This window comes from Mesorhizobium sp. LSHC420B00 (assembly GCF_000503055.1).
GTDB lineage: Bacteria > Pseudomonadota > Alphaproteobacteria > Rhizobiales > Rhizobiaceae > Mesorhizobium.
The window spans coordinates 57895-69358 of record NZ_AYVY01000025.1; the positions used below are offsets into that span (position 1 = coordinate 57895).

The 11464-nt window shown below is 63.0% G+C and carries 9 protein-coding genes and 1 pseudogene; 6 read left to right on the plus strand and 4 right to left on the minus strand.

Translation table 11 applies throughout. From position 1 onward, the window contains the following. Positions 1 to 10 precede the first annotated feature (10 nt). Positions 11 to 919 (plus strand): aminotransferase class IV, encoded by a 909-nt coding sequence (locus tag X760_RS66330; RefSeq protein WP_023721547.1) that lies wholly within the window; start codon positions 11 to 13, stop codon positions 917 to 919. Positions 920 to 938: 19 nt separating this feature from the next. Continuing rightward, a pseudogene (locus X760_RS66335) lies at positions 939 to 1703 on the plus strand (SDR family oxidoreductase). Positions 1704 to 2037: 334 nt separating this feature from the next. Here X760_RS66335 and X760_RS66340 read toward each other — a convergent pair. Next, on the minus strand, positions 2038 to 3288 hold the full coding sequence (locus tag X760_RS66340; RefSeq protein WP_023721550.1) for an FAD-dependent oxidoreductase: 1251 nt from the start codon (positions 3286 to 3288) through the stop codon (positions 2038 to 2040). Between the two features lie 7 nt (positions 3289 to 3295). Further along, positions 3296 to 4684: a PLP-dependent aminotransferase family protein gene (locus tag X760_RS66345; RefSeq protein ID WP_023721551.1), complete on the minus strand. Its 1389-nt coding sequence runs from the start codon at positions 4682 to 4684 to the stop codon at positions 3296 to 3298. A 312-nt stretch (positions 4685 to 4996) separates the two neighbouring features. On the opposite strand from X760_RS66345, the gene X760_RS66350 reads away from it, so the two are divergent. From X760_RS66350 to X760_RS66365, 4 genes are read left to right on the plus strand one after another with little or no spacing between them, the layout of a single operon-like run. Further along, positions 4997 to 6166, plus strand: coding sequence for an ABC transporter ATP-binding protein (locus tag X760_RS66350; RefSeq protein ID WP_031194718.1), 1170 nt, complete (start codon positions 4997 to 4999; stop codon positions 6164 to 6166). Between the two features lie 5 nt (positions 6167 to 6171). Then, positions 6172 to 7221 (plus strand): ABC transporter substrate-binding protein, encoded by a 1050-nt coding sequence (locus X760_RS66355; protein ID WP_023721553.1) that lies wholly within the window; start codon positions 6172 to 6174, stop codon positions 7219 to 7221. 5 nt (positions 7222 to 7226) lie between these two features. Further along, positions 7227 to 8507, plus strand: coding sequence for an ABC transporter permease (locus tag X760_RS66360; RefSeq protein ID WP_023721554.1), 1281 nt, complete (start codon positions 7227 to 7229; stop codon positions 8505 to 8507). Positions 8508 to 8509: 2 nt separating this feature from the next. After that, entirely contained in the window at positions 8510 to 9337 is an 828-nt protein-coding gene (locus X760_RS66365; RefSeq protein WP_023721555.1) for an ABC transporter permease, read from the plus strand. 504 nt (positions 9338 to 9841) lie between these two features. Here the strand turns inward: X760_RS66365 and X760_RS66370 are convergent. Both X760_RS66370 and X760_RS75255 read right to left on the minus strand, forming a co-directional pair. Further along, a complete protein-coding gene (locus X760_RS66370) occupies positions 9842 to 10759 on the minus strand; it encodes an NADP-dependent oxidoreductase (RefSeq protein WP_031194722.1) in 918 nt (305 codons plus the stop codon). Between the two features lie 544 nt (positions 10760 to 11303). Beyond that, positions 11304 to 11464 (minus strand): DUF892 family protein (locus X760_RS75255; protein WP_156948194.1); only part of this gene is annotated, 161 nt, incomplete at its 5' end.

An 11464-nucleotide genomic window follows, 5' to 3' on the forward strand; every position in this document is an offset into this window, starting at 1 on the left:
GAGAACTACGATGACAGACGTCGATTGGTCCGCTGGCGCGGCCTACATTGATGGTGAATTCATGCCTCTCAAGGATGCCAAGCTCGGTATCACCGAATGGGGCTACCGCCGGTCCGATGTTACCTACGATGTCGCGGGCGTCTACTACGGCGCATTCTTCCGGCTTGACGATCATGTCAAACGCTTTCGCACCTCGATGACGAAGTTGCGGATGAACCCGAAGGAAAGCGACGAAGAGATCAAGAATATTCTCGCCGAACTGGTGCGGCGCACCGGCTTGCGCGAGGCCTATGTGGCGATGGACTGTGTCCGCTCCCGTCCACCGCGCGGCGTGCCGCTTCACCCCATAAACGGCCGCAGTTATTTGATTTGCCATGTCATGCCTTGGGTGTGGGTGTTCACCCCCGAGCAGCAGGAACGCGGCGTGCACGCCATGATCGCGTCCCCCCAACGGATTGCGCCGGAGTCGCTCGACCCGACAATCAAGAATTTCCACTGGGGCGACCTGACGCGCGGGAATTTCGAGGCGCACGATCAAGGTGCCGAAACCTGCATTTTGCTGGGTCGCGATGGAAACGTGACGGAAGGACCAGGCTTCAATGTCTTCGCCGTCATCGACGGCAAGGTCATCACGCCGAAACGCGGTGCGCTCGAAGGTATCACTCGAAGAACAGTCCTGGAACTCTGCGACGAGTTTGGAATTCGCTGTGAGGTCCGGGATATCTCCCGCGACGAATTCGAAGCCGCCGACGAAATCTTCTTCTCGACTACGGCTGGCGGCATTATGCCGGTAAGCCGTCTTGGAAAAAGGATCATGGGGAACGACCGACCTGGTCCGATTTCCGCGCGGCTGAGAACAGCCTTTTGGGAGAAGCGGAAGGACGGCTGGCATGCGACGCCAGTGTCTTACGCTTCCTGATCGCAGGGCGAAAACGCAGATGCGATCGCTTTTCGACCTCGACGGTAAGATTGCCGTGATTACGGGCTCGAGCCAGGGCATTGGCCTGGCGATTGCCCGTGGCCTGGCGGAGTTTGGTGCCCTGATTGTCCTGAACGGTCGCCGTGAGCAGCCGTTGAAGGACGCCGCCACAGATCTGCTCAAGGATGGTCTGTCGGTGGAGGTGGCGGCCTTCGACGTCACGGATGCCTGGTCTGCGCGACAGGGGGTCGAGCGGATTGAGACCTCGATTGGTTCGATCGACATTCTCATCAACAATGCCGGCATCCAGCATCGATCAGCATTGGAGGATTTCCCGGAATAGAAATGGGACGATCTTGTTCGAACCAATCTCTCCAGCATTTTCTATGTGAGCAAAGCCGTCGCCAAAGGCATGATTAGCCGCGGCCGCGGGAAGATCATCAACATCGGCTCAGTCCAGAGCGAATTGGCTCGTCCGGGCATCGCGCCCTACACGGCGACAAAAGGGGCGGTTAGAAACCTGACCAGAGGCATGTGTGCGGATTGGGCAAAGCATGGTTTGCAGGTCAATGCCATCGCGCCAGGCTATTTCAAGACGCCGCTCAACGAGGCACTCGTTCGGGACCGCGAGTTCTCCACGTGGCTGGAACGGCGCACGCCGGCCGGTCGATGGGGCAATGTTGAAGAACTCATCGGGGCTGCAGTGTTTCTTGCCAGCGACGCCTCTTCATTCGTCAACGGCCACACGCTCTACGTGGACGGCGGCATCACAGTGACGGTGTGAACGCCTGGCGCTGCCCCAGCGCGAGCATGTTTTTTCCTTCGCTTCTCCATCATCCATGTGGACACGGATTCTCATGCAGGAAACACTCTCGACGGAACTCAGTGTGCTATCCTTCGTGAGGGTCATTGTTATCACATGAGGCTGCTCTGGCGACCTACAGCCGCGACGTTCAAAGCGGGCGTGTCGCAGCGACAGCAAGCACTTTTCCAGGCTCCAGCGACGACGACTGGCGATCAATCAATCCCCTTGCCTATCATGCCATTGCCAAGGCAGAAAATTCACTCTCCCACCTCCAAACCCGAGCGACGTTGCCTTTTCGCAGACCGCGTGGACTTCAGGCGCCGAACCTGTCCACCGCAAAGGGAGCTATGCGCGCGAGATCGCCACGTCCGGCAATGAGGTCGGCGATCAGGCGCGCCGTGATCGGCGCCAGCGTCAGGCCGAGATGGCCGTGGCCGAAGGCATGAATCACTCTTGCGCTGCCGCGCGAGCGGCCGATGACCGGCCGCGAATCGGGCAGTGAGGGCCGGAAGCCGAGCCATTCGGAAGAAGGCTTGCCGAGTTTGGGAAAGAACTGCCTGACACCGCGATCAAGCAGCGCCAGCCGGCGCGGATTGGGCGGCGCGGCAAGGCCGCCGAGTTCGACGGTTCCGGCGACACGCAGCCGGCCGGCCATCGGCGTCATGTAGAAACCGAGATCGACGGGACAGACCGGCCGGTTGAGCAGCGGCGCGTCGGTCGGGAATTCCAGGTGATAGCCGCGTTCGGTCTCGAGCGGAATCCTGTCACCGGCCTGCATGGCCAAGGCCCGCGATTGCGCGCCCGCGGCGATAACCACCGTGTTCGCCTTGATCTGAAAACCCGAGCCACTGAGCCGAACACTGCCGGTCTCAACCTGCAGCCCGGTAACATCAGCTTGCCGCGCCGACGCGCCACGGGCGATTGCCGCACTGAGCAGCAGCCGCATCACCGTTGCCGGATCGGTGACGTTAATCGAGTTTGGAAAATACAAGCCACACGCCCCGGTCGCCGCCAGGCCCGGCTCAAGTGCTGCTACCTCTTGCGGCGTCAGCACCTCCTGATGGACACCAAACCCGGCGCGCAGCGCCCTGCCTCCGGCGGCGGCGGCAAAATCGCTTTCGCCGCGATAGAGGTACAGACAGCCATTGCGGCGCAGCAGGTCGGCCATGTCGGCTTCTTTTGCCATTTCCTCCCAGGCCGGCAAGGCGTCAGCCAGCAGTCCGGCCAGCGCCAGCGCATTGGCACGAGTGGCCGCCGGCAACGATTGTCTGACAAAGCTGACCAGCCACGGCGCCAACTGGAACAGGGCCGGCCAGCGCAGCGAAAACGGGCTGTCGGGATCGAGAAGCAGCTTTGGCAGCGCGCGCAGCAGAGCCGGATTGCCGACCGGCATGCAGGCATATTCGGCAATCGTTCCGGCATTGCCGAACGAGGCGCCGGAGCCCGGCTCGTTGGGGTCGATGAGCAGGACTTCGCAACCCTCAGCTGCGAGCCGGAGTGCAGTTGCCAGTCCGACAACGCCGGCACCGACGATGGCGATTTCGACCGTTTCGGACGTCACCATCGATGACCTACACGAAGCCGGGCAGTTGCAGATGGCCAGCCGCTAGCAGCTCGGCCATCGTGTTCAGCGCGCTGCGCAAATCGTCCAGCGAGCGGGAGGCACCGACATTGATGCGTACCCCGTGCTGCACCGGCTCGCGGCCCACGGCGAAGGCATCACCTGGAAGGACAGCAACGCCGCGCTCCAGGCAAGTGCGGGCGAAACCGGCGCCCCGCCACGGTTCGGGAAGGCGCAGCCAGGCGTGGGTCGAGGTGGCGTGGCTCTGGACGTCGTAGCGACCGAGGATTTCAGTGAGGATGGCCTGGCGCTGGCGCAGCTCCTGCTTCTGCGTTTCTATGATGCGCGCCGCCAGGCCCTCTTCTATCAGCCGCGCGCCGATCAGCGCCGTCAAGGGACTGATGCTCCAGCAGTTGATGCGCAACGCCGCTGCGACCTGGCCGGCTATGGCGCGTGGCGCGATCACAAAACCGAGGCGCAGTCCTGGGGCAAGGCATTTCGACATGCCGCCGATATGGATCGTCAGTTCGGGCTCGAGGCTAGCAAGCGATGGCGGCGCATTGTCTGCCAGGGGGCGGTAGACGTCATCTTCTATGATGAGGACGTTGTGGCGGCGGGCGACAGCTACCAGCTCGTGCCGGCGCTCTTCGGATAGCGTGATGGTCGTCGGGTTGTGCAGGGTCGGCACCAGGAAGACCGCGCGTGGGCGGAGCTGCGCGCAGGCCGCATCGAACGCGTCGGCTCGCATGCCGCCACGGTCCATCGCGACGCCTCTGAGGTCGAGCCCCTGCACCCGGCATAGCGCGTTGATGCCCTGATAGGTCACTTCGTCGGCGAGCACGACCTCGCCCTGCCTGGTCACCGCGCCAAGCACGCAATCCAGCCCATGCTGGGCGCCCGCCGCCAGCACCACGCGGCCGGGATCGCCTTCCCCCGCCACCGGTCGCATCCACTCGGCGATTGCCGTCCTCGCCCAAAGCGGCCCCTCCGGCGGATGATAGTCCTGAAGCGTGGCATAGTGCCGGTCCTTCGACAGGCGCGGCAGCAGCAGCCCGAGCGCATCGAGATAGGCCGAGGTCGCAGGTCTGTTGACGGAAAGATCGATAACGCCGGTGTCGTCGCTCGGCGCCGACACGAAACCTGGCCTGTCGCCGCCATTGCGGGCGGCGACCGTTGTGCCGCGTCCGGGCCGCGCTTCGAGCAGGCCGCGCTGCTGCAGCGTCGACAGTGCGCGCGTCACCGTGGTCACGTTGATGCCCAGTGCGCGGGCGATCTCGCGCTGCGGCGGCAGCCGGTCTCCAACCGCAAGGGTGCCGGCTGTAATCCGTTCGGCAATAGCGTCAGCAAGCCGCCGGTAGACCGGGCCTTCATCCGAGGCGAGTTGCAGATCCTGAAGCATGAGGATTGGCGGTTTCGGTGTGTTGACGCTCTGGCTACCGGCGCATCTAGCATAAGACAATGCTCCGGACAATAGCACTTGTCCGGTACACACTTCCAAAATCCGGCTAAAAAATCTCACACAATCCCGAAGGAAGCCGCTTGACGGGCAAACTTGTCTGCATCTATGGTTCTTTAGCGATCGATTGTGTGAGCATACAAGTTTGGTTTGCCGCCCTTGGGCGGCCAGCGTCATGCGAGACCGACACATGCACGGCAAGCACCACCTGGTTTCGACAAGCAGCTTCTGCCGCGGCTCGACGGACTTGCGTCCGTGACCGCCGAAGCGACAGCCTTGTCATGCGACAGTGGCGAGCCTGCAGGGGCAGCCGATGCCGGTAGCCGTGGATTTGTCGAGTTCGTCGATGTCGAAAAATCCTATGACGGCCGGACCTTCGCGGTAACGCGGCTGAACCTCGGCGTGGCGCGCGGCGAGTTCCTCACCCTTCTCGGGCCCTCCGGTTCGGGCAAGACGACGACGCTCAATATGCTTGCCGGGTTCGAACGGCCGACCAGCGGTGTCATTACGCTTGAAGGCCGGTCGGTCGACAGGCTGCCGCCCTACGAACGCAACATCGGCATGGTGTTCCAGAACTACGCGCTGTTTCCGCACATGAGCGTTGAGGAGAACGTCGCCTTCCCGCTTTCCGTCCGCAAGATCACCAAGACGGACGTCGCAGCCCGCGTCGGCCGCGCGCTCGACATGGTGCGGCTGCGGCAGTTCGGCGACCGGCGGCCGGCACAGCTTTCCGGCGGCCAGCAGCAGCGCGTCGCGCTTGCCCGCGCGCTGGTGTTCGAGCCGAGCCTGGTGCTGATGGACGAGCCGCTCGGCGCGCTCGACAAGAAGCTGCGCGAGCATATGCAGCTCGAGATCAAACAGCTGCACACGATGCTCGGCGTCACCATCGTTTATGTCACACACGACCAGAGCGAGGCGCTGACGATGTCGGACCGCGTCGCCGTTTTCAACAATGGCGGGATTGCCCAGCTCGGCTCACCGGATGATCTCTACAACGCTCCGGAGAGCTCGTTTGTCGCAAGCTTCATCGGCGAGAACAACACGCTGCTCGGCAAGGTCGAGCGCATCTCTGGCAAGGACTGCCGCGTTGCGCTGGACGGTGGTGGTTCGGTTACGGCGCTCGCCATCGGCGTTGAGGAGGGCGCGGCCTGCCATGTCGCCATTCGGCCGGAGCGGCTGAGACTTGTGTCCGCCTCGAACGGAGCAAACGGGCTGGCCGCCACGGTTGAAGGCCGCATCTATCTCGGCGACCACCAGCGTCTATTGGCCAGGCTGGAAAACGGACAGGTGCTGACCGTCAAGGTCGGCCCCGAAGCGACCATGGGCAACGGGGAACCGGTCACGGTTTCCTGCGCGCCCAACGACTGCCGCGCCTTTCCGGCAGACGCCGGAACGGGCGGTTCCATCTCGAAAACAGGGGAATAACAACAATGAAAATCACCAAAGCACGGCTGTTCGCCTTTGCGGCAGCCACAGCATTCATCACCTCAGGACATGTCGCCTTCGCCGACGAGCTTTCGATCATGGCCAGCGGCGGCGCCTGGCAGGATGCCCAGCGCAAGGCATGGTTCGAGCCGTTCAGCAAGGAGACCGGTGCCAAGATCGTCGAGCAGGAATATCTTGGCGATCTCGGCAAGGTCAAAGCCATGGTCGACACCGGCAACGTGCCGATCGACCTGGTGACGGTCGAGACCGCGACCGTGCTGCAAGGTTGCGATGCCGGCATTCTCGAGCGCCTCGACTATTCCAAGATCGCGCCGCGCGAAAAATTCCTCGAAGGCTCCGCGCTCGACTGCGGCGTCGGCCTCGACGCCTATGGCGACGTGCTCGCCTATGACCCCAATGTGCTGAAAGAGGCGCCGACGTCGGTGCTCGATATCTTCGACACGACCAAGTTTCCGGGCAAGCGCGCGATGCGCAAGTTCCCGGCGCAGAATCTGGAATGGGCGCTGATGGCCGATGGCGTCGCGCCGGCCGATGTCTACAAGATGTTGGCAACGCCGGAAGGCGTCGACCGCGCCTTCAAGAAGCTCGACACGATCAAGAAAGACATCGTCTGGTGGGATGCCGGCGCGCAGCCGCCGCAGCTCCTGGCATCCAAGGAAGTGGTGATGACCACCGCCTGGAACGGCCGTATCCAGAATGCGATCGACAAGGACGGGGCGCCATTCAAGATCGTCTGGAACAACCAGATCCTCGAATACGACATGATCGCCATTCCGAAGGGCGCCAAGAACCCAGAGCTGGCCTACAAATATCTTGCTTATATCAGCCAGCCGGAAAACAACGCCAAGCTCGCCAGCTATATCACTTACGGGCCGGTGCGCACCGATGCAGCTTCCTTTGTCGCGCCGGACGCGCTGCCCAAATTGCCGAACGCGCCCGACCATATGAGCGCTTATCTGGTCGCCGACACCGAATTCTGGGGCGACTACGGCGAGGATCTGGTCAAGCGCTTCAACGCCTGGCTAGCGCAGTAGGAAAAATGACGGCGCTTGAGCCCACGAAGCTGGACCGGCCGCGCACCGCGCGCGACCGGTCGGCCGCCGATGCCAAGGCGGCGAAATCGGTCACGGCAAAACTTCGGCGCGCCGAGTTCGGCGATCGGCTGCGGTCGCTGGCGCTGGCGGCGCCTTTGCTTGTGCTCCTGGCGCTGAGCTTCGGCATCCCGATCGTCCTGCTGCTATCGCGCGCCGTCTACGATCCGACGATTGCCGACGCCTTGCCGCAGACCAGCCAGGCGCTGCGCGGCTGGAACGGCGCGGGACTGCCAGGAGATGCCGCCTTCCTGGCCCTTGCCGCCGACCTCAGGGACAATCAGGCCATGGGCACCGCATATGAACTCGCCAAAAGCCTGAACGCCCGCGTGCCCGGTGCGCGCAGCCAGGTGCTCAAGACGGTACGCCAACTTGAGGCTGCCGACAGGCCGCCGCTGGAGGTGATGAAAGCCGTGCCGTTCTGGTCGGCGCCCGGCACGTGGCCGGTCATCGAGAGCGGCACCCATAGCGTGACGTCGTTCTACCTGCTGAGCGCGCTTGATCTGCATTGGAACGCCGATGGAGGCATTGAAAGAGTGCCGCCGCAACAGGCGATCTTCCTGCAGGTGTTCATGCGCACATTCTTCGTCGCCGCGGCCGTGACGCTGGCCACGCTGATACTGGGCTTCCCCCTCGCCTATCTCATCGCCTCGGTACCCAAGGGCCTCGCCGCCATCCTCATCGTCGCGGTGCTGCTGCCATTCTGGACGTCGATCCTGGTGCGAACCGCGGCCTGGACCGTGCTCCTGCAGAAATTCGGCCTGGTCAACGACCTGTTGCTGTGGCTCGGTATTGCCGACGACCGGCTCGACCTGATGTACAGCCGCATCGGACTGATCATCGCCATGACCCATATCCAGCTGCCGTTCACGCTGCTGCCGATCTATAGCGTCATGCGCACGATCCCGCCTTCGCAGATGAAGGCCGCCTATTCGCTCGGCGCAAAACCCTTCACCGCGTTCCGCCGCGTCTATCTTCCACAAGTTTTTCCGGGCGTCATGGCCGGTTGCCTGCTCACCTTCATTCTCTGCCTCGGCTACTACATCACGCCGGCGCTCATCGGCGGGGCAAGCGACCAGCTGATCAGCAATTTCATCGCCAACTACGTCAATGTCGAGCTGAACTGGGAGATGGCGGCAGCGCTGAGCTTCATCCTGCTCGTCTTCACCCTGGCGCTGTTTGGCATCTTCGCCCGCATCCTCGGCCTCGACCGCCTCAAGCTGGTGTAGCCATGTTGCTGTCTCCCTATCCGACGACAGGCGAAAGAATCCGCATCACCCTGCTCTGGCTATGGTGCGGCATGGTGATCCTGTTCCTGCTCGTGCCGATCCTCGTTCCCGTCCCCTTGTCGTTCAACAGCGGCGCCTTCTTCATCTTTCCGCTGGAGGGGATTTCGACGCGCTGGTACGCGGTCGTGCTCGGCACCCAACGCTGGCAATCGGCGATTGGCAACAGCCTGATCGTTGCGTTCGGGACGACGCTGATCGCAACCACGCTCGGCACATTGACGGCGATCGCGCTTTCCGACGAAAAGTTGCCCGGCCGCCGCATCGTCATGCCGCTGTTGCTGTCGCCGCTGATCGTGCCGGTGGTGATCACCGCCGTCGGCTCGTATCTGTTCTATGCCCGCGTCGGCCTGGCCAGTACCTATGCCGGCATCATCCTGGCGCACACCGCGCTCGCCAGCCCGTTCGTCGTCGTCACGGTGGGAGCGAGCCTCACTGGCTTCGACCGCAACCTTATGCGCGCTGCCGCCATCTCCGGAGCAAAGCCCATCACATCATTCTTCAGGGTCATGCTGCCGCTGATCCTGCCCGGCGTGCTGTCAGGGGCCGCTTTCGCCTTCGTCACCTCGTTCGACGAGGTCGTCGTGGTGCAGTTCCTGGCCAGTGCCAACCAGCGCACCATGCCGCTCGAAATGTTCATAGGCCTGCGCGAAAAGCTCTCCCCGGCAATCACCGCCGCGGCGACACTGATGATGGGGCTGTCGATCATCCTCCTGGTCGTCGCCAATCTTCTGGCCCGACGCAGCCGGCGTCGGCCAAGCGCGAGCGAGTAACTCATGGCCTTGCCGCCCTGGTCGGCGATCGTCGGAAGAGACGGGATGGGCACGACGCGGTCATTGAAAGGTCCATTCGGGATCTTCGCCTTTGCAGTTGAGACTTCAATCCCACCTGCTTGAATGTCTGCCATCGCTTTGGGATGCCAGAAGCTGCAAGTCCGCTCTCGGCCCCACGACAGCCGCTGAATTGCCGGACCACCTTGGCCGCGGATAGCGCGTGCCGACGTTCTCTCCAAGTCGCAGAAGATGCAGTCGTGAACGCAAGGTGCGACAACACGAAGGCGACTGACTCATTGGGTGATGACGCCGTTGGCGGCAGGACAACGAACGATTCGATTGAGCCCGGTGCGGTCGCTGGTGCGCGGTCCATCAACTAGTCACGTGCCAGAATGACGCCGTTCTTTACCAGAAGGAGAAGCCTGCTCGCCGTCCAATACTGCGAGGATGGGAAACCAGTTCAGAATCTAAATGAGGGCAGAACCGCTCCCCGTCCCCAGGCCCTTACGGACGAACGCGGATGATCGTCTTCCCCGTGCGTCGCTCGGTCGGGTTGAAGGCGGCGACGGCGTCATCGAGGGTCGAGACGTTGCCGATGTTTGTCCGTAGCCGCCCGTCCCGCACCCGCTGGACGATCTCACTCAGTTGAGCACGATCGGACTCGACAACGAAGTCGACCGCCAGGCCATCGTCGGGCCGCGCGTAGGGGGGCCCGACGACGGTCACCAGCGTTCCTCCGGCTCGAAGCAGGCCCGCGGACCGCTTCTGGATGTCGCCCCCGATGACATCGAACACCAGATCGACGTCGCCGACGTCTTCCAGAGCATCGTTCTCGAGGTCGACGAACTCGTTCACGCCGAAGTCGAGCGCCTTCTGACGGTCGGCAGAGCGTCCGGTGCCAATGACGTAGGCGCCGGCCTCTCGTGCGAGTAGCGTCACGATCGAACCGACTGCGCCGGCCGCGCCGTGCGCGAGGACGCTCTGCCCCGGCTGAAGGCGGCCGTGCTGAAACAGTCCCTGCCACGCAGTCAGGCCCGAGATTGGCAGGCTCGCGCCCACCGTGAAGTCGACATCGCCAGGTAGTGGCGCGAGGTTGCGTGCCTCGACGGCCACATACTCCGCCAGGGTGCCGTCGCGATACCAATCGGCGAGGCCGAACACCCGCTGGCCCACAGACAGTCCCGTCGTGCCGTAGCCGAGGGCGATGACCACTCCGGCCAGCTCGTGCCCGGGGATCGACGGTGTTCGGTCACGGTCGAGGCGATCAGTCCAGGTCGAGGGCCACGTCAGCTCAGTCGGGACGAATCCCGACGCATGAACCTGAACGACGACGTCGTTTGTCGCTGCCTGCGGCTCGGGTCGCTCGGCCAGCTTCATCCCGGCCGTTCCCGCGGCCCGATCCGCTACTACGATTGCCTTCATCGGAATTGTCTCCTCGGTCATCTGTCACCTGGCGATGGCCGGTAGATATATGTCCGGCTCTGGTCATGAAACAGGACCAAGATTGGCGGAAATGATGGTACCATTGCGCCATGGCCGCTATGCCCATCCATCTCGACCGCGCCGCAAGGACGCCGCTGGCGACGCAGATCTACCGGGCGGTCCTTCCGGCGGGCCTTGCAGCCGGCCTTTACTTCACCGGGATTGTGAATCGAGGAAATATCGGGGTTATTGCCGCTATCCGAAAGCTGGCTGCGCGATAGCTTAGGCAACCAAGTTGATCACCTGATCACATTGAATGATGGCCACTTGGTCCTCGAGCGCGCTTTGGTGAGACGGCAACGCGTACAAGCAATTTTCGTTGTGTTTTCTATTTGGCGGCAACGACCAATGGGCACCCTCGATCGTTGCCGTCCACCGCCGCTCCTATTCAGTTCCAAGCCGGAGCTCGCTCGTCGACATCGGAGCCGGTGTTAACCAGCTTCCGCGCCGAGCCCTCACTTCACGATCGCTACGTTCCCACCGATCACCGCTTGGCGCTGTCGCTGTCCGCTTCGGCCCGCGCAAGGAACTGCTCGGTCGTTGAGGCAAGATGGGTTTTCAGCCAATCCGCCATCGCGACTTCCTCTCGCAGGTTCTCTTCGCAAGCCCGAAGAACCTCGGTTTCGCCGAGCGATCGAGCAGCGG